This is a genomic window from Gaetbulibacter aestuarii (genome assembly GCF_039537665.1).
Taxonomy (GTDB): domain Bacteria; phylum Bacteroidota; class Bacteroidia; order Flavobacteriales; family Flavobacteriaceae; genus Gaetbulibacter_A; species Gaetbulibacter_A aestuarii.
Map to the genome: position 1 here is coordinate 277,954 of NZ_BAABAY010000002.1, position 24,947 is coordinate 302,900.

Below are 24,947 nucleotides of genomic sequence, written 5' to 3' on the forward strand. Positions count from 1 at the left end.
CAATAATTTAATATTAACGTTTTGTTAACATGATGAAAAAGAAAACGCTGGTTATGGGAGCCTCAGTAAAATCGGGGCGTTACTCGAATTTTGCGATTCGGAAACTGATAGAAAAAAATATTGAAACGGTTGCGTTTGGATTACAGGAAGGTTTTGTTGACGGTGTAAAAATTGAGACTACTTTAAAACCTTTTACAGATATTCACACGGTTACACTCTATTTAAATCCAAAAAATCAAAAGCAGTTTTATAATGCCATTATTCAGTTAAAACCAAAACGCGTTATTTTTAATCCCGGAACCGAGAATCCTGAATTTTATAGCCTACTTGATAAGGCCGGTATTACGTATGAAATAGCTTGTTCTCTGGTGTTACTTTCTACGAATCAATATTAAACCTACAAAAGTGATCAAGCCATTTAAAGGTAGTATTTCCCATTGAAATTGATAAGCTCCAATAACACTGGTTGGCAAAATGGTAATTAAATAGGTAATTACAATGGAGATTAGTCCAACCAGCCAAGTATATTTATCTTTGATCTGATATTTGGTAAGAATCCCAAAGGAAAACAATCCTAACAAAGGACCATAAGTGAAGGTTGCAAATTTAAATAGATTGCTTACTACATTCCCTTCCAAATTATTAAATACAATAACCACGATTATCAATAATAATGAAACTCCAATATGTACTTTTTTACGCAGGGCTTTCCGTTCGTTTTCAGGGCGTTTTTCAATGTTTAAAAAATCTACTGAAAAGGAGGTTGTAAGGGAGGTTAAGGCACTATCTGCACTGGAATATGCCGCTGCAATCAATCCTATAATAAAAGTTATGGCGAGGCCTGTTCCTAAACCTTGATTCATTGCAATCTCCGGAAAAAGTAAATCAGTTCTGGTAATCCCATCAACTACTGGAATTTTTAACCCTGTTTTTTCCGCATATATAAAGAGCAAAGTACCTAACGACAAAAAGAAAAAGTTTACCACAACCAAAAGAGTGGCCATGGTTAACATGTTTTTTTTAGCTTCTCCAGGGGTTTTACAAGTGAGGTTCTTCTGCATCATGTCCTGATCTAACCCGGTCATAGCAATGGCAATAAAAATACCGCCAATAAAATATTTCCAGAAATAGGTCGCGGAATTCGGATCGTCAAAATAGAAAATTTTACTTTTTGAACTAAACTCAACAGATTTCAAAAATGTTGAAAAATCCCAACCCAGGCGATCATTTATCAAATAAATAGCTACTCCAACAGCAGTAAGCATGGCTAGGGTTTGTAAAGTGTCTGTCCAAATGATGGTTTTTATACCACCCCGATTAGTGTAAAGCCAAATGAGTAAAATAGAAATTACCACTGTTGCCCAGAAGGGTATGCCGATGTTTTCAAAGACAATATATTGCATAGCCAAAGCCACTAAAAACAACCGGAACGATGCACCTGTAACGCGCGAAAGTAAAAAGAAAAAGGCGCCGGTTTTGTAACTCGTCGTTCCGAAACGTTGTTCCAAATATTGATAAATTGAAGTAACATTAAGCCTGTAATACAATGGTAGCAAAATGGTAAGGATAAAAAGGTAACCAACAAAAAAACCAAAAACACCTTGCATATAAGCAAATTGCTGACCCCCGATCATACCCGGGACCGAAATAAAAGTAACCCCGGAAAGCGAAGCGCCTATCATCCCAAATGCCACTAAATACCAGGGAGCCGATCGGTTAGCTTTGAAAAAAGCTTCATTTGAATCTTCTTTTCCGGTAAAGTAAGAGATAATGATTAGTACAACGAAATAAGCAGCGATTAGTAATAAAATCTGAGATGAGGTCATGAGTTTTAAGCCATTTTTGCTGAAACAATATTAAGTAAATTTGTCGACATGAGGTCACTTTTCTTTTGAGGAAAATCGCAGTATTTGAATTTTAATAAAGTGCTATTAGGTAATAAATTGTAGATTTGTGAACATGGAATTTTCATCAAAAATATTAGAAAAAGCGGTAGAGGAAATGTCTCAATTACCGGGTATTGGAAAACGCACGGCTTTGCGATTGGTTCTGCATTTGATGCGTCAGCCAAAAGCTCAAACACAAAACTTGTCTGAGGCCTTGATGCAAATGCGAAATGATGTAAAATTTTGCAAGTCATGTAATAATTTGAGCGATTCGGAGTTTTGTAATATATGTTCTAGTCCGAAGCGCGATACAAAGACCATTTGTGTTGTTGAAGATGTTAGAGATGTTATGGCCATAGAAAATACAAGTTCATATCAGGGGTTATACCATGTTTTAGGTGGCAAAATTTCGCCTATGGACGGTATTGGTCCACATGATCTTAGTATAGAACCTTTAGTGAATAAGGTAAAGCGAGGTGAGGTTAATGAACTTATTTTTGCTTTGAGCTCTACCATGGAAGGAGACACCACAAATTTTTATATATTTAAACAAATTCAGGAGTATAACATCAAAACCTCTACAATTGCCCGAGGGATCTCAGTGGGCGATGAGTTGGAATATGCTGATGAGATTACCCTGGGAAGAAGTATTGTAAATCGCATACCATTTGAAAACTCTTTAAAATTATAACCATACCAACCAATTAACTAAATACCCTCTCAAACTCCATTGAAACTCTCAGTCATTATTTTAAATTACAATGTCCGATTCTTTTTGGAATTATGTCTAAGAAGTGTGCGCGCTGCCACAAAAAATCTTGATGCTGAGATTATTGTGGTCGACAATAATTCGCCGGATGATAGTTGTTCCATGGTGAAGGCTATTTTTCCTGAAGTAAAGCTTATAGAAAATAAAGAAAATTTTGGGTTTTCAAAAGGTAATAATATTGGAGTGGCAGCTGCTTCGGGGGAATATTTATGCTTTTTAAATCCCGATACTGTAGTTGCAGAGGATACTTTTGAAACCTTATTAAAATTTGCCGATTCCAAGGAAAATCTTGGAATAGTTGGTTGTAAATTAATAAATGGTTCGGGCCAATTTTTACCCGAAAGTAAACGTAACCTCCCTGTAATCAAGGTGGCCGTTCAAAAATTCATGGGTTATGGCAAACAATATTATGCAGGGCATATCGATGAGAATGCCATTCATAAAGTTGATGTTCTTGTAGGGGCATTTATGCTTATGAAGCAAGAGGTATTCTACGAGATTGGTAAATTTGATGAGCGCTATTTCATGTACGGTGAAGATATCGATTTGTCTTATTGTTCATTGAAGGTAGGCTACGATAATTATTATTTCGGGAAAACCACTGTTATTCATTTTAAGGGTGAAAGTACTTTAAAAAATGAACAGTATGCAGAACGGTTTTTTAGTGCTATGCAGTTTTTTTACGACAAGCATTTTAAGCGGAATAGATTATTCGATCTTTTTATTTACTTCGGAATTAAGGGTTTGTATTTCCTGAAAAATAAACCGCAAACCGTTTCAAGAAAACCAAAATACTACATTCTATTTTCAGAAAAAATAAATCCAAAGCTGATAAAAATTCTCGATAAAGAATTAATTTTATACACGAAAAAAACCAAGATTGAGCCTCATGCCCAACTTATTTTCGATGCTAATAACTGGAGTTACAAAGATATCATTAGCAATATGGAACAAAATAAGGTTATGGCTACGGTAAAAATTCTTCCGGATGATGCCCATTTCATTTTGGGTAGCGATAATGGTGTGAGCCGGGGAGAGGTTTTAGAATTTGATAAAATTGAATATAATTTAAAAAAATCAATGATTTTTAGTTAATTTTGCAACGACAAATTAAAAATTGACTATAACGTTATAGATATGGCAAAGTTTGAGCTGAAATTACCCAAGATGGGAGAAAGTGTTGCAGAAGCAACAGTAACTTCATGGTTGAAGGAGGTTGGTGATACCATTGAAATGGATGAAGCTGTTTTGGAAATTGCAACTGATAAGGTTGATAGTGAAGTTCCTAGTGAGGTAGAGGGTGTTTTGGTAGAAAAATTTTTTAATGTTGATGATGTTGTTCAAGTTGGCGAAGTGATGGCCATAATTGAAACAGAAGGTGATGAGAATGTTACCCAATCTGAGCCAACTCAGGAAGAATCTGAAATGGAATCCCCTGAAGATTCCAGCGCCAATGAAAGCTCAGAATCTGAAGACGAGCATGTTCAAGAAGTGGCGGATAGCGTTGAAAAAGCTAAAGAAACCGCGGCTCCTGTAGCGTCTAGCGAACATCGATTTTACTCACCTCTAGTTCGTAATATTGCCAAAGAAGAAAATATATCCCAGGAGGAATTAGATAGCATTCATGGTACAGGTTTGGAAGGACGTGTTACTAAGAATGACATATTAGATTATGTTCAGAATCGCAGTTCTCAAGAAAAACAAGTCACTGCGACTCCTGAGTCGAAACCCAAAGCACAAGAACCACAAGCAAAAACAGTGGCTCCCGCAACGTCTGCAAAACCTCAACCAAAACCTACGCCTAAAACAGTGGTGTCGAGTGATGGTGATGAGATTGTTGAAATGACCCGGATGGGTAAAATGATTGCACATCACATGATTGAGTCGACGCAAACTTCTGCTCATGTTCAAAGCTTTATTGAAGCTGATGTTACTAAAATTTGGAATTGGCGTAAACGAATGAAAAATGCATTCATGGAGCGTGAAGGAGAAAATTTGACCTTTACACCAATTTTCATGGAAGTCATAGCCAAGGCGCTTCGGGATTTTCCTATGATGAACATTCAGGTTAAAGGTGATACCATCATCAAGAAGAAAAATATCAATCTGGGTATGGCAGCAGCTCTACCCGATGGGAATTTGATAGTTCCTGTTATAAAGAATGCCGATCAATTGAATTTGGTTGGAATGACCAAGCAAGTTAATGATCTGGCTAACCGTGCACGATTAAACCAGTTGAAACCAGATGAAATTCAAGGTGGTACCTATACCGTAACTAACGTTGGAACATTTGGAAGCATTATGGGAACCCCCATAATAAATCAGCCGCAAGTTGGTATTTTAGCTCTCGGAGCGATCCGCAAAGTACCAGCTGTTATTGAAACACCGGAAGGTGATTTTATCGGTATCCGTTATAAAATGTTTTTATCGCATTCCTATGATCACCGTGTTGTAAATGGTGCCTTGGGCGGACAGTTTGTTCAAGCTGTTAAGAATTATTTGGAAGACTGGGATACCAATCGGGAGATTTAGAATTTCCATTAATCATTTAGGAAACAAACAGTATATTTGAAGGATGTTTTTGCGCTTTCTAAGACTAAAACCTTTCAAAAAAAATTGATATGCAATTAAATTTAAATAAGCCCATTTGTTTTTTCGATCTGGAAACTACCGGGATCAACATTTCCAAAGATCGTATTGTGGAGATCGCTATCTTAAAGGTTCACCCTAATGGCGACGAAGAGCGCAAAACCTGGTTAGTAAATCCAGAAATGCCCATTCCAAAAGAAGCTTCAGACATTCATGGTATTACAGATGATAAGGTTGCTGATGCACCAACATTTAAAGAAATTGCAAAGGATGTGTACAATGTTATAAAAGATGCTGATCTGGGTGGTTTTAATTCCAATAGGTTTGATATTCCATTATTAGCTGAAGAGATGCTCCGTGCTGAGATAGATTTTGATATGAAGAATCGCAAAGCTGTGGATGTTCAGACCATTTTTCATAAAATGGAACAACGTACCTTAAGCGCAGCCTATCAGTTTTACTGTGATAAAAATTTGGAAGATGCCCATAGTGCGGGAGCAGACACTGATGCTACTTATGAGGTTCTAAAGGCACAGATAGCAAAATATGAAGATTTAGAGAACGATATGAATTTCCTTTCGGAGTTTAGTTCCCGGAAAAAGTTTGCCGATTTTGCAGGCTTCATTAGTTATAACAAAAAAGGAGAGGAATGCTTTTCCTTTGGGAAACACAAAGGCAAGTTGGTTACAGAGGTTTTAGAAAAAGAACCGGGCTATTTTGGTTGGTTGCTAAATGCTGATTTTCCATTGTATACTAAAAAAGTCCTAACCGCCATAAAGTTGCGCAATTTCAATAATAAATTATAATTCGTTCTACTTAAAAACATCATAAAGTGAAACTAATTTGTATAGGCAGGAACTACACGGAGCACATTGCCGAGTTGGAAAATGAAAAACCTACAGATCCGGTTGTTTTTATGAAACCGGATACGGCTATTTTACTTAAAAAGCAGCCTTTTTTTATACCTGATTTCTCGAATGATGTGCATCATGAGGTTGAAATTTTGGTAAAAATTAATCGCCTCGGAAAACATATCGATAAACAGTTCGCTCATAAATATTATGATGAAATTGGGCTTGGAATCGATTTTACAGCTAGAGATCTACAGAGTGAATTAAAAGCAAAAGGTTTACCCTGGGAAAAGGCTAAAGCCTTTGATGGCGCAGCAGTTATAGGTGAATGGTTGCCTAAATCAAGCTTTAAGGATGTGAACGATATTACGTTTTTTTTAAAAAAGAACAATAATATTGTGCAAAAAGGAAATACGAGCCATATGCTTTGGAAAATTGATGAAATTATAGAATATGTTTCGAAATATTTTACTTTGAAGATAGGAGATATTATCTTTACAGGAACACCTGCCGGTGTTTCCAAAGTAGAGGCCAACGATACTTTAAAAGGATATATTGAAGACAGAGAAGTGTTTTCAATAAAAATTAAATAATTATGGAAAACCACTATAAACTAGATCGGGTAAAGGAACTAGCCGATAACGATGAAAATTTTATTCAATCTCTAGCCGAAACTTTTTTGGAGGAGGTTTCAGAAGATATTGAACGTTTAAAAACGGCTGTGGCCGAGAAAAATTACAAAGAAGCCTATCAAGCAGCACATAAAATGAAACCTACAGTAGATCTTTTTGAATTAGGTATTCTTGATGATCTTATAGAGGTGCAGGATTGGGGTAAATTCACCAAAACCGATATGGATATTACTGAGAAACTCAATATAGTGGCCACCGCAGTTGATAATGCTCTAGCAGAAATCAAGGAAGACTTTAATCTCTAATGCTTGCTGAAATAATTACCATAGGCGATGAACTCTTAATTGGTCAGGTTGTCGACACCAATTCAGCGTTTATGGCCAAACAACTCAATAAAATTGGGGTTTCGGTGTTTCAAATTACCTCAATTCAAGACGATAAAGACCACATTCTTCAAGCATTACACGATGCCGAAAGCCGTGTAGATATTGTAATTCTAACAGGTGGTTTAGGGCCAACCAAGGATGATATTACAAAAAAGACCATAGCCCAATTTTTTGATGATACCCTGGAGCGGGATCCTGAAGTTTTGAAAAATATTGAAAATCTTTGGAAAAATCACGTTAAAGGAAAATTACTCCAGGTTAATAAGGATCAGGCATTAGTACCAACAAAAGCGAAGGTGCTTATGAATAAATTAGGTACAGCTCCCGGTATGTGGTTTGAGAAAGGCGATAAGGTTTTTGTATCGTTACCCGGTGTGCCTTATGAGATGAAAGCCCTTATGGAACATCAGGTAATTCCCAAGGTTAAAGCTAAATACAACTGTCCGTATATACTTCATAAAACCCTTTTGGTGTACGGTCTGGGAGAAAGCGCTTTAGCTGAAAAGATTGAAGCCTGGGAAGATGCCTTACCAAAACACATTAAATTAGCCTATTTACCAAGTTTAGGTAAAATGCGCTTGCGCCTATCAACCAAAGGTTTTGATGTAAAAAAGGTACAATTAGAAGTGCAAGAGCAAATAGATTCCCTTTTACCATTAATAAAAGATGAGTTTGCCGGCTTTGAAGAGGAGGAAGGTTCTGTAGAGATCGTTATCGCTAAACAATTGGTAAAACTCGGAAAAACATTAGCTATTGCAGAGAGTTGTACCGGTGGTGCTGTTGCCGAACGGTTTACGGCACATTCAGGAGCATCCAATTTTTTTAATGGTGGCGTGGTAACATATGCAACAGCATCAAAAACAGACGTTCTGGCGGTACCAAAAGACATCATCGACACCTATTCCGTGGTCAGCTCACAAGTTGCTGAAGCCATGGCGTCCAATGCACGTCATTTATTCAAGTCAGATTATGCCTTGGCAACTACAGGAAATGCAGGACCTACCAAAGGGGATTCTGAGGCCGAAATAGGAACCGTATTTATTGCTATTGCTACAAAAGATGCGGTTTATTCTGAACAATTCAATTTTGGAAATCACCGTATAAAAGTCATCAATAAAGCGGTGAATAAGGCCCTTGAAATGTTGCTCAAAGAAATTTTTAAAAATTGATAAAATTTAGGTTGTCATAATATAAAGAATTTGTATATTTGCACCTCGATTTTAGGTAACACCAATTAAAGTTATAAAACAATGTCAAGAGTTTGTGAACTTACAGGAAAGAGAGCTATGGTTGGAAACAACGTATCTCATGCGTTAAACAGAACAAAACGTAAATTCAACGCCAATTTGGTTAAGAAACGTTTTTATATCCCTGAAGAGGATAAGTGGATAACTTTAAAAGTGTCAACATCTGCTTTAAAAACAATTAACAAAATAGGTATTTCTGCAGCAATTAAAGAAGCAAAATCTAAAGGGTTTTTAAAATAATCGCTGTAAATAAATAAGATAGAGATGGCAAAGAAAGGCAACAGAATACAAGTAATTTTAGAGTGCACAGAGCATAAAGAATCCGGAAAACCAGGAACTTCACGCTATATCACTACTAAAAATAAAAAGAACACACCGGAAAGAATGGAGATCAAAAAATTCAATCCTATTCTTAATCGCATGACTGTTCATAAAGAAATCAAGTAAAACTAGAGATCATGGCAAAGAAATCAGTAGCAACATTACAAACAGGATCAAAACGATTAACGAAAGCAATAAAAATGGTGAAGTCGCCTAAAACCGGCGCTTACATGTTTGTTGAATCGATCATGGCTCCAGAACAAGTAAACGACTTTTTAGCTAAAAAGTAAGTTACAAATAAGCATATATTATAAGCTGTTTTCTTCTCGGAAAGCAGCTTTTTTTATTTTATATTTGGTCAGTTAAATGATTTAATTTTTTGGGCGTTACCCTGCGGGTCGGGCTATCCGCTGCAAGTCCTCGCGCTTTGGCGCTGTGGGCTTTCCGCTACTATCCCTAACGCGAACAACCTAACAACAACACGATGAGCTTCATTAAAAAAATATTTTCCTCAGAAAAAAAAGAAACCCTCGATAAAGGGCTTGAGAAAACCAAAACGAGCTTTTTTGGGAAACTCGGCAAGGCCGTTGCCGGGAAATCAAAAGTAGACGATGAGGTATTAGATAACCTCGAAGAAGTTCTCGTAACCAGTGATGTTGGCGTTAATACTACCTTAAAGATCATCGAACGCATCGAAGAACGCGTAGCCAAAGATAAATATCTCGGAACTGAAGAATTAAATCTCATCCTGCGGGAAGAAATTGCCGCCTTACTCAGTGAAACGAATTCCGGGGAAGAAACCGAGTTTTCAATTCCTGATTTGCCCATACAAGACAATGGTCAAAAAACACCCTACGTTTTGATGGTGGTTGGTGTTAATGGCGTAGGTAAAACTACTACAATAGGCAAATTAGCCTATCAATTTAAAAAGAAAGGTTTAAAAGTGGTCTTAGGCGCCGCGGATACCTTTCGTGCTGCAGCTATAGACCAGCTTCAGGTTTGGGCTGACCGTGTTGATGTGCCAATGGTACGCCAAAATATGGGATCTGATCCCGCTTCCGTAGCCTTTGATGCTTTACAGTCTGGGGTAAAACAAGAGGTCGATGTTATAATCATTGATACCGCGGGTCGTCTTCATAATAAAGTGAACCTCATGAACGAGCTTACCAAAGTAAAACGCGTGATGCAAAAGGTCATTCCCAACGCACCACATGATGTTTTATTGGTATTAGATGGCTCTACCGGCCAGAACGCTTTCGAGCAAGCCAAGCAATTTACGGCGGCCACAGAGGTCACTTCACTTTGTGTTACAAAATTAGATGGTACGGCAAAAGGAGGGGTGGTCATCGGGATTTCAGATCAATTTAAAATACCGGTAAAATACATTGGGGTAGGCGAAGGCATTGAACATCTCCAGGTTTTTAACAAATATGAGTTCGTGGACTCTTTCTTCAAATAATAAGGTTGAAATACTCAAATTTTAAACTACAATAGAGTATTGTTAGGTTGAAGGCATACAGCTATTAAGTTTAACATCTTTTTAACACTTACAAATTTTATTATAAATTCAATATAATTTATTAATAAACAGTTGTTTACGATTATTTCGTTTTAGATTGTCAATAGGCTTGCATTTTTGATTTCATTTTAAAGGTGTTTTTTTAGTAATTTTAGACAAAACACTAGCTATGAAATACCTTCTCTATGCGCTTGTTATTGTGTCTTTTCTGTCTTGTAAAAAAGATGCTGACAAGTCTACAAATTTGGAGCAATCCGCTTCAGATACTACTACGGTAGCCACCAAAGATTTAAGAGAATTTAAAGTTCTCGATTCAAAATACATTAATAACGATATTTTTTGGGCGCCAATCAACGATGATCTTGCAGATTTTTCCGAATCGGATTATGAAGTACTAAAACCGCTCATAATCGACCAGGATATTCCAGCACTTCAAAAGAGTATCAACACCGGCAAATTATCCTATGAAAAACTCACAAAGTTTTATTTATATCGCATTCGAAAATTCGACCGGGAGAATGATTTGTCACTTAATTCTGTGATCTCTATAAATCCTGATGCTATTGCAGATGCGAAACAAAAGGATCGAGAGCTTTTGAACAGAAAATTAAAGCATCCTATTTTTGGGATGCCGGTGCTTTTAAAAGATAATATTAATGCAACCGGTATGCCAACTACGGCGGGTGCTGTGGCCTTGATTAACAATATGACCGGTGATGCTTTCATTACGAAACAACTTAAAAAGCACGGTGCTGTTATTTTAGGAAAAACCAACTTAAGTGAATGGGCGAATTTTTTGAGTGCCAATTCTTCTAACGGCTACAGTGCCGTTGGCGGACAGACGCTTAATCCTTACGGACGACGGGTTATTGATACCGGTGGTTCCAGTTCAGGTAGCGGCGTTGCTGTGGCGGCTAATTTTTGTGCGGCAGCAGTTGGAAGCGAAACGGCCGGTTCCATTTTATCACCGTCCAGTCAAAATTCAGTTGTCGGGTTAAAGCCCACAATAGGTTTGCTGAGTAGATCAGGAATTGTTCCCATTTCGTCAACCCTGGATACTCCGGGGCCAATGGCCAGAAATGTTACGGATGATGCGATTATGCTTGACGCGATGCTTGGTTATGATCCTCAGGACTCAAAATCTATGAGGCCGGATAACGAAACTCCTTTTTATAAAGGGCTCTCCATGGATGCCCTTAAAGGGAAGCGTTTTGGAGCTCTTAAAAGTCTTATGGAAGATAGTTTGTATGTTGCAGCAGTTACCGATTTAAAAGCACAGGGCGCAGCTGTAGTAGAGATTGAAGGAGCTGACATTAAATTACCTAATTTTTTAAGGTTACTCAATTTGGATATGCAAAAAGATCTGCCGGCTTATTTTTCTAAATTCGGGGGTAAGGATCTTACGGTTTCAGATATGCAGGATGTGATCGATTTCAATAAAAAGGATTCACTTAATACCATTCCTTACGGTCAGGCTTTATTCTTAGGTGCAGTTGCAGATCATGCGACACCGGAGGAATTTCAAACCATAAAAGATTCCTTGAAAATTAACGGAAGGCTCTTTTTCGATGTTCCTATGAAAGCCAACAATCTTGATGGTATTTTAAGTATTAATAATTATCATGCCGGCTTTGCAGCGGTAGCAGAATATCCGGCGATTACAGTCCCCATGGGATATAATGATACAGGGGCTCCGGAAGGTTTAACCTTTATTAGTAAACCTCGTTCTGAAAAACAGTTACTCGATTGGGCATACGCTTACGAACAAGCATCCAAAAATAGAATATCACCAAAAAATTATAAATAACTAATAGCTAAATATTATGAAAAAATATGTTCTAACCCTTGTGGTTTGCATTTATTCCCTAATTACATTTGCTCAAAATGAGGCGCATTGGTTGCGTTATCCGAGTATTTCACCCGATGGTTCTAAAATCGTATTTAGTTACCACGGAAATTTATACACAGTTAATGCCAACGGTGGTAATGCTGTTGCGATCACCACTGGTGATGCTTACGACGGCTATCCCGTTTGGAGTCACGATGGTAAAATGATTGCTTATTCCAGTGATCGTTATGGAAATTTTGATGTGTTTACGATTCCTGCCGAAGGCGGAATGCCAACACGGTTAACATTTAATAGTGCTGATGATTATCCGGATGATTTTACAGTGGATAATAAACAGGTGCTATTTGGAAGTGGAAGAGACGCGCCTGCAAAAAGTGTGCGATTTCCATCACCCAGATTATTCTTAAATCTTTATACAGTTCCTGTAAATGGAGGTAGACCGGTACTTGTAACCGCTGCCGGAGCTGAACATGCCAAATATAATAGTGACGGGACTAAAATAGTTTTTCAAGATCGTAAAGGCTATGAGGATGCATTACGTAAACATCACACCTCTTCTGTAACTCGCGATGTTTGGATTTATAATTTAAAGGACAACACCTACACCCAAATTTCAAATTTTAAAGGAGAGAACAGAGCGCCGGTTTTTAGTAATAACGATTCCGATATTTTTTATTTAAATGAAGAAGATGGTACGATGAATCTGTATAAAAAAACTATTGGTGCCAATGGTGAAAATGCTTTAACGCATTTTAAAGATTTTCCTGTTCGCCATCTCAGTATTGCGAAGAACAACAAAATGTCTTTTACCTGGAAAGGAGATATTTATACTTTGGTAGAAGGTGAGGAGCCTACTAAACTTTCAATAAATGTTCGCGATGATTCGGCTTTTGAAGCGGTAAAAAATGTTGACATAAAGAACGTTAGTGAGTTTAAAGTAAGTCCAAACGGTAAAGAAATTGCCTTTGTAAATCGTGGAGAGGTTTTCGTTACGGGTACTGATGATTCCAGAACCAAACGCATCACCAACACACCCGAACAAGAACGCATGGTAAGTTGGTCGCCTGACGGAAAAACTTTGATCTTTTCAGGGGAGCGTGAAGGAAGCTGGAATATATATAAAACTACATTGGTTCGACCTGAGGAAAAATATTTTTATGCGAGTACAGCCTTGAAAACAGAACCTTTGGTAGCAACAGATGCTGAAGAATTTCAAGCTAAATATGCTCCTGATGGCAATAAATTAGCCTATATAAAAGATCGAAATATCTTAATCGTAAGAGATTTAAAAACGAATAATGAAGTTACCGTTCTACCTTATGGACGCACATTCTCTTACAGTGATGGCGATTGGGATTACCAATGGAGTCCTGATAGCAAATGGTTGTTTGTTGATGATCAAAAAGGTCATGGTTTTAAAGAAAATACGGCCTTATTAAAAGCTGATGGAACAGGCGACTTTATTCATCCTGTGAATAGTGGTTTCGGAGAAAGCCAGGCTACCTGGGCACTCGATGGAGAGATGATGGTATACCGAAGCTCACGCGATGGGAAGAAATCGTTTGCAATTCAAGGACCGGAAGAAAGTGACTTGTTTGCCGTTTTCTTTGATCAAATGGCCTATGATACGTATACGTTGAGTAAAGAGGAATATGAACTCTTCAAAGAAAGAGAGAAGGCTGATAAAAAAGAGGATTCGGATGCCAAGGACGATAAGAAAAAATCGGAGAAAAAAGAGGTGAAACCGATTACTATCAATCTTAAAAATCTGGATTACAGAAAAGTTAAGCTTACCATTAATAGTTCAAGTATGAGTGGTTATGCTTTAACCAAAGATGCCAGCAAAGTTTTCTATTTAGCTCAATTTGAAAAAGGTTATGACGTTTGGGTGACTGAACCACGAACAAAAGAAACCAAAATTCTTGCTAAACTAAGTGGTTCCCCAAGTGGCATTCAAATTAGTGATGATGATAAATACCTGTTCTTAAGTAACAGAGGGCGTTTAGTAAAAGTAGACACCGATTCAGGGAAAATATCAAATATCGACATTGATGGGGATATGTTATTGGATACAGCCGGTGAACGTAGTTATATTTTTGATCACGCATGGCGTCAGGTTAAAAAGAAATTTTACGATCCTACGATCCACGGAATTGATTGGAAAATGTATCATGATGAATATGCCAAGTTCTTGCCTTACATTACCAATAATTATGATTTCCAGGAATTATTAAGTGAATTGCTCGGCGAATTAAATGCTTCTCATACGGGTGGTCGTTACTATCATAGAGCTGAAAATGGAGATGTGACGGCTTCTTTAGGGTTGTTATTTGATGAGACTTACACCGGAAACGGAATCAAAGTTAGTGAAGTGATTTCCGGCGGACCTTTGGATAATGCCGATAGTAAAGTGATGTCAGGAGATGTGATTATTAAAATCAATGATCAGGATATTCCCGCCGGAGTAAACTGGAATAAATTTCTAAATAACATTACAGATAAAAATACTTTGTTAACCATTAAACGAGGCAATACAACCTTCGATCAAAAAGTATTACCGATCTCTACCGGTGCAGCATCCGGTTTAATGTATAAACGTTGGGTGAACATTATGGAACATAAGGTTGATTCATTAAGTGGAGGTACTTTAGGTTATGTTCATGTTCGCGGTATGAATGATGGTAGTTACCGTGATGTTTTTGAGGATGTAATGGGTAAAGATGTTGATAAAAAGGCACTTGTAGTTGATACACGTTTTAATGGTGGTGGATGGTTACACGATGATTTAAATACTTTTTTATCGGGTAATTTATACCTGAAACTGGCACCGCAAGGACATGTTCTAAAGGGAGGTGAGTCTTTGAACAGATGGAACAAACCTAGTATTGTTGTTATGAGCGAGTCCAATTACAGCGACGCCTTCATTTTTCCTTACATTTATAAACAAAATGGTTTGGGTAAATTAGTAGGTATGCCGGTTCCCGGTACGGGAACTGCAGTTTGGTGGGAACGTCAAATCGACCCAACCATCGTGTTTGGTATTCCAATGGTTGCAACCATCGGAGAAGAAGGTCGTCCTACCGAGAACTTACAGGTTGAACCGGATATTAGGGTGGATCTACCTTACATTGACTTCTTAAGTGGTAAGGATACTCAAATTCAAGCCGCTGTTAAGGAATTGATGAAAGAGGTTAAAGAATAATTTAATTATTTCTTGTGAATATAGAACTCCTGAACGTTTAGTTTGGGAGTTTTTTTATAGCCCTATAAAAGCATTTATTTTTCCCCAAAGGTCATTGTCGAATGTCGACAAAGCAAAATTAACACCGTCCGCGGTATCACCCATCCGAACAATAACAAGATCCTTACTTGGTACAATGTAGATTTTCTGATCGTTTTTACCCAAAGCAGCATACATATCGTTTGGAGCATTCGGGATGAGTGGTCCCTGAAATTCGGTTTGTAACGAAGGTAAATGATAACTTGCTTTCCCATTGAGCCACCATAAATAGCCATATGATTTGTTAATATCCTGAGACGTGTTTGTCGCTTCCTGCAAATAAGTCTCAGAAACGATACGAGTATCCTTCCAAAGTCCTTTTGCCAATATCATCAACCCAAATCGCGCCATACTCCTGGTATCGCTCCAATACACACTGAAATCGCCATTTTGGATCCAGGCACCGCTCATTCCTAATTTATCTTTCAACCGAGTGTTAAAATAAGTGCTCCAATCCATCCCGCTTGCGGTGGCCACCACATCTTGCATTTTCACATAAACGTTGTGATAGGCCCAACGCGTTCCGGCGTCTGCTAGATATTGTAAATTTTCTTTAGCTACATTATCTCCCAGGCTGTCATCTAAACCAGAATCCATAGATAGAAGATTTTTACAAGTAATCAGGTTTTCTTTATCAAGTGGTGCACTGGTCCAACCGTTTCCCAAATAATCAGAAACCTTATTGGTTATGTTTATGAAGCCTTCATCCTGTGCTATTCCCGATACTGTTGAAGTAAGTGTTTTTCCTGCACTCGCCCAATACCATAAACTTTGTGTCTTATGACCATTAAAATATGCTTCAACTACAATTTTTCCTTTATGAAGTATCATAAAACTTTTGCTGTTTTTCTGTTGAAGAAAGTCAAGTAAGGGCTGTAACTCTGCATCATTCCAACCCAAATTTGAAGGCGATTCTTTCTCCCAAACGGTTGAATTATTTTCAGGAAAGTACAATGAATCTACAGAAATATTAGAGCTATCAGGGTTTTCGGAAGAGCATCCGTAGGTTAAAATGATACTCAAAAGGCATAGGAATCTATTGATTTTCATGGTGGTAGATTTGGATTTAAGACTCTCAAATATAGTAAAAGGTTTAATGTCTTTACTAAAAAGCTTTGATTGTCATTGCGGAACTTTAAATTATTTCAATAATAAATCCTAAATGATTCCGTATCTTTGCGCCCTGATTTGTAAAAGAATATGCGCACAAAAACGCTCAAAAAAAATAAAATAAATGTAGTGACACTAGGCTGTAGTAAAAATGTTTACGACAGTGAGGTTCTTATGGGACAGCTCAAGGCTAATGGTAAAGAGGTGGCTCATGAAGAAGATGGCAATATCGTGGTGATTAATACCTGCGGATTTATAAATAATGCCAAGGAGGAAAGTGTGAATACCATTTTGGAGTACATGCAACAAAAGGAAGCCGGGCAAGTTGATAAAGTGTTTGTTACTGGTTGTTTGAGTGAGCGCTATAAACCTGATTTGCAAAAAGAAATTCCCAATGTGGATGCCTACTTTGGAACTACTGAATTGCCCAGCTTATTAAAAGCACTTGGTGCCGATTATAAACACGAACTCATAGGCGAACGTTTAACCACAACGCCAAAGAACTACGCCTATTTAAAAATTGCTGAAGGTTGCGACAGGCCATGTTCGTTTTGCGCGATTCCTTTAATGCGCGGAAAACACCGTAGCACACCTATCGAGGATATCGTAAAGGAAGCTGAAAATTTAGCTGTAAAAGGGGTTAAAGAACTTATTTTAATTGCTCAAGATCTCACGTATTACGGACTTGATCTTTACAAAAAACGGAACCTGGCAGAATTACTGGAAGCTCTTGTAAAAGTGGACGGAATCGAATGGATCCGTTTGCATTATGCGTTCCCTACCGGCTTCCCGATGGATGTTCTTGATGTGATGAATCGGGAACCTAAAATCTGTAATTACATAGACATTCCGCTGCAACATATTTCAGATCATATTTTAAAAAGTATGCGTCGCGGAACAACCAAAGAAAAAACTACAAAGTTACTTCAAGCCTTTCGTGCTAAAGTTCCTGAAATGGCCATAAGAACTACTTTAATTGTGGGTTACCCCGGTGAAACGGAAGACGATTTCCAGGAATTAAAACAATGGGTAAAAGCCATGCGTTTTGAACGTTTGGGCTGTTTTACTTATAGCCATGAAGAAAATACGCATGCTTTTAATTTGGAAGATGATGTTCCTGAAGAAGTAAAAATTGACCGTGCGAACCAAATTATGGAAATTCAATCGCAGATTTCCTGGGAGCTTAATCAAGCGAAGATAGGAGAAACTTACCGAATTGTTATTGATCGTAAAGAAGGTAATTATTTTATTGGCAGAACCGAATTTGATTCTCCCGACGTGGATAATGAGGTTTTGATCGATGCTTCAACAACCTATTTAAAAACAGGGGAATACGCTACTGTGAAAATTACCGATGCAGAGGATTTTGATTTGTATGCTGAGGTGGTTTCCTTACCCTAAACAAATTGAGATAGCACAAAAACAGTGCTAAATCCAACTAAGGCCATAATGGTCGTCATGACCGTCCAGCTTTTAAAGGTTTGCTTTTCTGTAAGACCTAAATACTTGCTTACGAGCCAAAACCCGCTATCGTTTACATGAGAAAGAATCAATGCTCCTGAGGCTATAGCAATTACTAATAAGGCTTTATAAATTGGTGCGGTTTCGGGTACAAGTAACGGGGCCGTTAGTCCTGCCGAAGTGATCATGGCGACGGTAGACGAACCCTGTAAAATCCTTACTAACGCAGCAGCTATAAAGGCGAATACTAATATACTCACACCTTTATCGGCAAAATAATGAGCCAACATTTCACCGGTTTTTGTATTGATAAGCATTTGTTTGAAAACGCCACCGGCACCTGTTAGTAAGATAATAACCCCTGCAGGACCTAATGAGGCTGTGCTAATTTCAAGTAATTTTGATTTACTGGTTTTTCGCTTAATTCCCAAAACATACCAGGCAATTAGATTCGCCAGAATTAAAGCTGTGAACGGATGACCGATCATTTGTAACCATCGTTTTACCGTTTCTGAAATTTGCAAGGAACTTAAAAGCGGACTATTCAATAAGGTATTACTAATGATCAAAATAATAGGAATCCCAATTATTGTAGTGACTAACCAAACAGCGGGATAGGAATCATGAATTTTGCTGTCCTCCTGTAATTCGGGAGCATTGATATGAATTTTTTTAGCGATGTATTTTCCAAATAAAGGGCCACTGATAATTGCCGTGGGAATGCCAACAATAAACCCAAATAAAATAACCCAGCCCAGATCGGCTTTTAAAATATCAGCGACGGCAATGGGCCCGGGCGTTGGTGGGATAAACGTGTGTGTTATCGCTAAACCTGCCAAAAGCGGAATGGCATAAAGTAATAAGGACTGTTTGGTTTGGCGTTGAATGGAATAAATTAATGGGACTAAAAGAATAAAAGCAACGTCAAAAAAAACAGGAATGGCCACCAAAAAACCTGTGAACAAAAGCGCCCATGACGCGCGCTTATTTCCAAATTTCCGTAATAAATAATTCGCCAAAGCCTCGGCGCCACCGGAATGTTCAAGAATCGCTCCAAAAATGGCTCCAAGGCCCACAACTAAAGCGACAAATCCCAGGGTATTCCCCATGCCTTCCTGCATGGTTTTAATAATGGTTAGCGGTGGCATTCCGGCGATAATTCCAACGGTGATACTTGCAATTAGCAAGGCGATAAACGCTTGAATTTTAAATTTTAATACTAAAAATAATAATATGCCAATGCCTATAATTACGGCTGAAATTAAAGTATAGTCGATCATGAATCTTGCCAGTTGGTATGATAATGTTTTGAATTTTGAACGTCGTTGCGTTGGTAGGTGTGGGCTCCGAAATAATCACGCTGCGCCTGAATGAGATTGGCTGATAAGTTTTCCGAAGTCAATGAAATCCAGTAATGATAAGCCTGGTAAAAACAATCAACCGGAACGCGGTTTTCCAAACCATTTTGGATTAATGTTACCATTACCGATTCCCGAGATTTAAGAGCTTCAAATACAACGTCATTTTTTAACAAGTCATCACCGGTTTCAAACCACTTGGATAGATTCACCATTAATTCTGATTGAATGATGCAACCTCCGGTCCAAATTCGCGCTAATTCTGACAGGTTAATATTCCAATGGTATAAAATACTCGCTTCTTTGATCAATTCAAAACCCTGATAATGATTTACCAAACGTGCAAAGTAATAAGCGTTTTTCAAGCTTACTAAATCAGGTTTTTGGAAAGCTTCACTTTGAGGTCCCAGGCGCTTAGAAAGAGCCACTCGTTTTTCTTTGAAAGCTGAGATATATCGTGAAAACACTGCTGAGGTCATCATAGTTGTTGGTTGTCCTAAATCCAGGGCCGTTTCACTGGACCAGCTGCCGGTCCCTTTATTCCCTGCCTTGTCTAAAATATGGTCTAATAAATAACCCGCTCCATCTTTTTTTAAAAGTATGCTTTTAGTGATATCCAGCAAGAAACTTTCGTGTTCCGTTTTTTGCCATTCTGAAAATAAAGCAGAGATGGCCTCATTATCCATACCAAGGCGAAGTAATGCATAGAGTTCTGCCAGTAATTGCATTTCAGCATATTCTATTCCGTTATGAATCATTTTTACAAAATGACCGGCACCGTTATTGCCAACATGCGTACAGCAAGGACCGTTGTTTTTATCTTTTGCAGCAATAGCCTCGAGAATTACTTGAACCTGTTTATAGGCTTCAGGAGAGCCACCGGGCATTAAGGACGGTCCGTTTCTGGCGCCTTGTTCACCGCCTGAAATACCGCAACCAATAAAATGGATACCTGCCTTTTCCAAAGAATCAAAACGGCTTTGCGTGTCTTTAAAATAAGAGTTGCCACCATCGATAATAATATCTCCCGGATCGAGTAGGGGTTGAAGTTGTGCAATAACAGCATCAACCGGTGCTCCCGACTTAATCATGATCAGAATTTTTCTGGGAGATTCCAGCGATTGCGTAAACGCTTTTAAATCTGTAAAACCGGAAATGGAATCAAATGTTTCCGGATCTTTTATGAAATCATTTACAACGTCTGCCTCGTCACCTTCGGAACGATTAAAAACTGAAAGGGAAAACCCTTTTTCAGCAATGTTCAAACTCAGGCTTTTACCCATGACACCTAAACCAATAATTCCAAATTCTGATGTATTCATACTAAAGAATTTTGATGTGATCTGACCTACAATAGCCTCAACTGATGCTTCAGAAGAAAGATGTAAACCATAATCAGGTGGTTCCAAAGTATCGTATTGAGATTGCAACATTTCGGATTTCATATAATGACCCGAGCGGGACTCTAAACGTGATTGGATCACCTCAAAAGGGGCGTTTAAATACACCCAATGGATATTTTTTTCTTTTGAACTTAATAATTTTCGATAGGATTCTTTTAATGCGGAACATCCTAAAATGGCTCCGCCTTCTTTTTCCCAGATAGCGATTTGATCTGCTAAGGTTTTCAACCAGGGTTCGCGATCGCGATCATTCAGGGGAATGTTGTGTTTCATTTTTTCAATGTTCTCCTGAGGATGAAAATCATCTGCATCAAAAAATGGAATACCGGTTTTTTCCGAAAGGGTTTTACCCACTGTCGTTTTTCCGCAACCGCTAACACCCATAATGATGATCATTCAAAAAATATTATGAAACCTCTTTAAATGTAATAAAAAAAATCCCGATAAAACTATCGGGATTTCTAATTTATTGATTCACAGTCGCATGCTAAAATGCAACTTTTTCATCACTTATTCATCTTCTACCAAAACCCAGTCGCCTTTATCAATTAAAGGTTGTGCTTGTTTGTATTTCAAGGTCTTGTTTTCACCATTCATAACGTGTTTTATGGTCACACGGTCATTTCGACCAATTTTTGGACGATCTCTCACAATGGTTTCCACAATTTCCTGTTGACGCTGTCTGTTACCGGCAGCACGGTTTTGAGCAGAACGTTCATCTAAATTAGGAATTTCATCCTTCTGGATTTTTAGATTTTCTTTTCTACGTGTTTGGCGTGCTTCCTGAATGGTATTCTGGGTTTCCTGAGGTAATTCACCTTTAAATAAGAAGGCGATCACATCTTTATTCACCTGATCGATCATCGATTTGAACAATTCAAAGGCTTCGAACTTATAGATCAATAAGGGATCTTTTTGCTCGTGTACCGCTAATTGCACAGATTGTTTTAATTCGTCCATTTTACGCAAATGCGTTTTCCAGGCATCATCAATAATAGCTAGTGCGATATTCTTTTCGAAATCCGTTATCAGCTGCTTACCATTGGTGTTATATGCTTTTTCCAGATCGGTAACCACATTCAGGGTTTTCACACCGTCTGTAAATGGCACTACGATTCGTTTGAACTTATCGCGCTGATTTTCATAAACGTTCTTGATCACAGGGAAAGCCAGATCTGCATTACGTGTCATTTTATCCTTATAATGCGCAAAGGCCGCTTTATATACTTTAGCAGTTAATTCCTGTTCTGATAATTTATTGAATTCCTCCTCAGAAACCGGTGAGCTCATCGAGAAATAGCGGATTAATTCAAATTCGAAATTTTTATAATCTCCTGCACCTTTATTAGTTTCTGCAATACCCTCAGAGGTATCGAATATCATATTGGCAAGATCTACTCTTAAACGTTCACCGTGTAAGGCATGGTGACGGCGCTTGTAAACTACCTCACGTTGCGCATTCATGACATCATCATATTCTAATAAACGCTTACGTACACCAAAGTTGTTTTCCTCTACTTTTTTCTGAGCACGCTCAATAGATTTTGAGATCATGGAATGCTGGATCACTTCACCTTCTTTTAAGCCCATGCGGTCCATCATTTTAGCGATTCGTTCGCTACCAAATAAACGCATCAGGTTATCTTCAAGTGAAACATAGAACTGCGAACTTCCCGGGTCTCCCTGACGTCCTGCACGACCACGTAACTGGCGGTCTACACGACGGGAATCATGACGCTCTGTACCAACAATAGCTAAACCACCGGCTGCAATCACTTCCTTGGAAAGTTTAATATCCGTACCACGACCCGCCATATTCGTTGCAATGGTTACCTGTCCGGGCTGGCCGGCTTCAGCAACAATATTCGCCTCACGTTTGTGTTGTTTCGCGTTCAAAACGTTGTGATCTATTTTTCGAATGTTAAGCATTTTGCTCAACAACTCCGAAATTTCAACGGAGGTCGTACCGATCAATACCGGACGACCGGCTTGCGATAATTTTGTAACCTCGTCAATTACGGCATTGTATTTTTCGCGTTTTGTTTTATAAACTAGATCATCGCGGTCATCACGGGCAATTGGGCGATTGGTTGGTATTTCAACCACATCCAATTCGTAAATTTCCCAGAATTCTCCGGCTTCTGTAACCGCTGTACCCGTCATACCGGATAATTTGCGGTACATTCTAAAGTAATTCTGTAACGTTACTGTGGCGAAAGTTTGCGTAGCATCTTCAATTTTTACATTTTCCTTAGCCTCGATTGCCTGGTGTAAACCGTCACTATAACGACGACCATCCATAATACGACCGGTTTGTTCATCTACGATCATGACCTTATTATCTATGACCACATATTGCGTATCTTTTTCAAATAAGGCATAGGCTTTAAGTAATTGGTTCAGGGTGTGAATTCGTTCTGATTTCACGCCAAACTCCTTGAATAATTCTTCTTTCTTATTAGCTTCTTCTTCAGAAGATAAATTTTCCTTTTCAATTTTAGCGATCTCCACACCGATTTCAGGCATCACGAAGAAGTTCGGATCATCTTTACCGGATAAATATTCAACACCTTTATCCGTGAGCTCGATCTGATTGTTCTTTTCATCAATTACATAGTACAACTCCGCATCAACCTTTGGCATTTCGCGGTTGTTATCCTGCATGTAATAGTTCTCAGTTTTTTGAAGTAACTGCTTAACACCTTCTTCAGATAAGAACTTAATAAGAGCTTTGTTTTTAGGAATACCCCGGAATACTCGTAATAATTTAAATCCACCCTCTTTGGTATCGCCCTCAGCAATTAATTTTTTCGCTTCGGCCAGTACCCCGGTAAGATATTTACGTTGCACGGCTACGATATCGTCAACCTTAGGTTTTAGTTCGTTAAATTCATGGTGATCCCCTTTTGGAATAGGACCGGAAATAATCAACGGCGTACGAGCGTCATCGATTAATACGGAATCCACCTCATCCACAATGGCGTAATGGTGCGGACGCTGCACCAGATCATCCGGCGCATGCGCCATGTTGTCTCTTAGGTAATCAAAACCAAATTCGTTGTTGGTTCCGTAGGTAATATCAGCATTGTAAGCTTTTTTGCGTGCAGCCGAGTTGGGTTGGTGGTAATCAATACAGTCTACACTCAAACCGTGGAACTCAAATAACGGAGCCATCCAGGCACTATCTCGTTTTGCTAAGTAATCGTTTACAGTTACCAAATGCACCCCTTTTCCGGCAAGGGCGTTCAGATATACAGGTAAAGTGGCTACCAGCGTTTTACCTTCACCCGTTTGCATCTCGGCAATTTTTCCTTGATGTAAAGCAATACCACCAATTAACTGCACATCGTAGTGCACCATGTCCCAGGTAATAGGTTTTCCGGCGGCATCCCAGGAATTGGCCCAAATGGCTTTATCACCTTCCAGAGTGATATAATCTTTTTCCCCGGAAAAACTACGGTCGGTTTCGTTGGCCGTAACCTCAATAGAGGTGTTGTTTACAAAGCGTTTTGCAGTTTCTTTCATTACTGCAAAAGCTTCAGGTAGTATATCGTTTAAAACGCCTTCAGTAATCTCGTAGGCATCATCTCTCAGTTTGTCAATTTCTTCGTAATATTCCTCACGTTCATCAATATCTTCAGTGGCATCAGCGCGTTGTAATAAGTCGGCTATTTTAGCATCAATCTCGGCATTTGCTTCAGCTATTTTCGCTTTAAATTCAGCCGTTTTTGCTCGTAATTCGTCATGCGACAAGCCTTCCAGAGAGGCTTCAAAAGCTTTAATTTCATTAACTAGAGGGGAAAGTGCTTTTACGTCTTGTTTAGATTTATCGCCAACAAATACTTTCAATACAGAATCTAAAAAACTCATGTGTTTTTGTTTTAAAAGGTTTGTTTGTAAGTCTTAAAACAAACCCGTTATTTATGGTTTATTTTTTATGCAGTGTTAAGTGGTATCAAAGATACATTATGAAATGTACTATTTAAAGATTAAGACAAAAAAAAAGCCTCAAATCGAGACTTTTTAACTATTCTTTATGCTTTCTAATATTCATCTTCATTCCAGAGGTAATCCTCGTCGGTTGGATAATCAGACCAGATTTCTTCAATCGAATCATAAGAATCACCTTCATCCTCAATCGACTGTAAATTCTCAACAACCTCTAAAGGCGCCCCCGTTCTAATCGCGTAATCTATCAATTCATCCTTCGTCGCTGGCCAGGGTGCATCACTTAAATATGATGCTAATTCTAAAGTCCAATACATAACTTATAGGTTTTAAATTTC

General features: G+C 38.3%; 21 protein-coding genes. 15 read left to right on the plus strand and 6 right to left on the minus strand.

Annotated elements, in window-relative coordinates:
• Window positions 1-32 precede the first annotated feature (32 nt).
• Complete coding sequence (locus ABD682_RS09950) at window positions 33-395, plus strand: CoA-binding protein (protein WP_344741620.1); 363 nt, start codon at window positions 33-35, stop codon at window positions 393-395.
• Here the strand turns inward: ABD682_RS09950 and ABD682_RS09955 are convergent.
• The gene (locus ABD682_RS09955) at window positions 372-1,826 is read right to left on the minus strand and encodes a sodium:solute symporter (protein ID WP_344741146.1); all 1,455 of its coding nucleotides are present in this window, start codon (window positions 1,824-1,826) and stop codon (window positions 372-374) included. The two genes, ABD682_RS09950 and ABD682_RS09955, sit on opposite strands and share 24 nt — an antisense overlap.
• 133 nt (window positions 1,827-1,959) lie before the next feature.
• Here ABD682_RS09955 and recR point away from each other — a divergent pair, with 133 nt between their 5' ends.
• The 13 genes from recR to ABD682_RS10020 all read left to right on the plus strand — a co-directional run bounded on the left by recR (window position 1,960) and on the right by ABD682_RS10020 (window position 15,251).
• The gene (gene recR, locus ABD682_RS09960; protein ID WP_344741148.1) at window positions 1,960-2,577 is read left to right on the plus strand and encodes a recombination mediator RecR; all 618 of its coding nucleotides are present in this window, start codon (window positions 1,960-1,962) and stop codon (window positions 2,575-2,577) included.
• A 39-nt stretch (window positions 2,578-2,616) separates the two neighbouring features.
• The gene (locus ABD682_RS09965) at window positions 2,617-3,750 is read left to right on the plus strand and encodes a glycosyltransferase family 2 protein (RefSeq protein ID WP_344741149.1); all 1,134 of its coding nucleotides are present in this window, start codon (window positions 2,617-2,619) and stop codon (window positions 3,748-3,750) included.
• 42 nt (window positions 3,751-3,792) lie between these two features.
• Window positions 3,793-5,187 carry a dihydrolipoamide acetyltransferase family protein gene (locus ABD682_RS09970; protein ID WP_344741150.1) on the plus strand — a complete coding sequence of 465 codons (1,395 nt, stop codon included), beginning with the start codon at window positions 3,793-3,795 and terminating at the stop codon, window positions 5,185-5,187.
• An 89-nt stretch (window positions 5,188-5,276) separates the two neighbouring features.
• Entirely contained in the window at window positions 5,277-6,050 is a 774-nt protein-coding gene (locus ABD682_RS09975; RefSeq protein WP_344741151.1) for an exonuclease domain-containing protein, read from the plus strand.
• Window positions 6,051-6,076: 26 nt separating this feature from the next.
• Window positions 6,077-6,688: a fumarylacetoacetate hydrolase family protein gene (locus ABD682_RS09980; protein ID WP_344741152.1), complete on the plus strand. Its 612-nt coding sequence runs from the start codon at window positions 6,077-6,079 to the stop codon at window positions 6,686-6,688.
• Between the two features lie 2 nt (window positions 6,689-6,690).
• Window positions 6,691-7,032 carry an Hpt domain-containing protein gene (locus tag ABD682_RS09985; protein WP_344741153.1) on the plus strand — a complete coding sequence of 114 codons (342 nt, stop codon included), beginning with the start codon at window positions 6,691-6,693 and terminating at the stop codon, window positions 7,030-7,032.
• Window positions 7,032-8,282: a competence/damage-inducible protein A gene (locus ABD682_RS09990; RefSeq protein ID WP_344741154.1), complete on the plus strand. Its 1,251-nt coding sequence runs from the start codon at window positions 7,032-7,034 to the stop codon at window positions 8,280-8,282. The genes ABD682_RS09985 and ABD682_RS09990 overlap by 1 nt, the downstream gene beginning before the upstream one ends.
• An 81-nt stretch (window positions 8,283-8,363) precedes the next feature.
• Window positions 8,364-8,600 carry a 50S ribosomal protein L28 gene (gene rpmB, locus ABD682_RS09995; RefSeq protein WP_344741156.1) on the plus strand — a complete coding sequence of 79 codons (237 nt, stop codon included), beginning with the start codon at window positions 8,364-8,366 and terminating at the stop codon, window positions 8,598-8,600.
• Between the two features lie 24 nt (window positions 8,601-8,624).
• Window positions 8,625-8,807 carry a 50S ribosomal protein L33 gene (gene rpmG / locus ABD682_RS10000; RefSeq protein ID WP_344741157.1) on the plus strand — a complete coding sequence of 61 codons (183 nt, stop codon included), beginning with the start codon at window positions 8,625-8,627 and terminating at the stop codon, window positions 8,805-8,807.
• A gap of 11 nt (window positions 8,808-8,818) precedes the next feature.
• Window positions 8,819-8,971 carry a DUF4295 domain-containing protein gene (locus tag ABD682_RS10005; protein ID WP_344741158.1) on the plus strand — a complete coding sequence of 51 codons (153 nt, stop codon included), beginning with the start codon at window positions 8,819-8,821 and terminating at the stop codon, window positions 8,969-8,971.
• A gap of 194 nt (window positions 8,972-9,165) precedes the next feature.
• Complete coding sequence (gene ftsY / locus ABD682_RS10010; RefSeq protein WP_344741160.1) at window positions 9,166-10,140, plus strand: signal recognition particle-docking protein FtsY; 975 nt, start codon at window positions 9,166-9,168, stop codon at window positions 10,138-10,140.
• A gap of 229 nt (window positions 10,141-10,369) precedes the next feature.
• Window positions 10,370-12,007, plus strand: coding sequence for an amidase family protein (locus ABD682_RS10015; protein ID WP_344741161.1), 1,638 nt, complete (start codon window positions 10,370-10,372; stop codon window positions 12,005-12,007).
• 16 nt (window positions 12,008-12,023) lie between these two features.
• Window positions 12,024-15,251, plus strand: coding sequence for a S41 family peptidase (locus ABD682_RS10020; protein ID WP_344741162.1), 3,228 nt, complete (start codon window positions 12,024-12,026; stop codon window positions 15,249-15,251).
• Window positions 15,252-15,305: 54 nt separating this feature from the next.
• Here ABD682_RS10020 and ABD682_RS10025 read toward each other — a convergent pair whose 3' ends face one another.
• Complete coding sequence (locus tag ABD682_RS10025; RefSeq protein WP_344741163.1) at window positions 15,306-16,379, minus strand: serine hydrolase domain-containing protein; 1,074 nt, start codon at window positions 16,377-16,379, stop codon at window positions 15,306-15,308.
• A 150-nt stretch (window positions 16,380-16,529) separates the two neighbouring features.
• Between ABD682_RS10025 and rimO the strand changes: the two genes are divergently transcribed.
• Window positions 16,530-17,840 carry a 30S ribosomal protein S12 methylthiotransferase RimO gene (rimO, locus tag ABD682_RS10030; RefSeq protein WP_344741164.1) on the plus strand — a complete coding sequence of 437 codons (1,311 nt, stop codon included), beginning with the start codon at window positions 16,530-16,532 and terminating at the stop codon, window positions 17,838-17,840.
• Here the strand turns inward: rimO and ABD682_RS10035 are convergent.
• From ABD682_RS10035 to ABD682_RS10050, 4 genes are all read right to left on the minus strand, one after another.
• A complete protein-coding gene (locus ABD682_RS10035) occupies window positions 17,837-19,180 on the minus strand; it encodes a GntP family permease (RefSeq protein WP_344741166.1) in 1,344 nt (447 codons plus the stop codon). The genes rimO and ABD682_RS10035 overlap by 4 nt on opposite strands.
• Window positions 19,177-21,057 (minus strand): decarboxylating NADP(+)-dependent phosphogluconate dehydrogenase, encoded by a 1,881-nt coding sequence (gene gnd, locus ABD682_RS10040; RefSeq protein ID WP_344741167.1) that lies wholly within the window; start codon window positions 21,055-21,057, stop codon window positions 19,177-19,179. Before gnd ends, ABD682_RS10035 begins: the two co-directional genes overlap by 4 nt.
• Window positions 21,058-21,171: 114 nt before the next feature.
• On the minus strand, window positions 21,172-24,531 hold the full coding sequence (gene secA, locus ABD682_RS10045) for a preprotein translocase subunit SecA (RefSeq protein ID WP_344741168.1): 3,360 nt from the start codon (window positions 24,529-24,531) through the stop codon (window positions 21,172-21,174).
• A 173-nt stretch (window positions 24,532-24,704) separates the two neighbouring features.
• Window positions 24,705-24,926: a DUF2795 domain-containing protein gene (locus tag ABD682_RS10050; RefSeq protein ID WP_019387375.1), complete on the minus strand. Its 222-nt coding sequence runs from the start codon at window positions 24,924-24,926 to the stop codon at window positions 24,705-24,707.
• Between the last annotated feature and the right edge of the window lie 21 nt (window positions 24,927-24,947).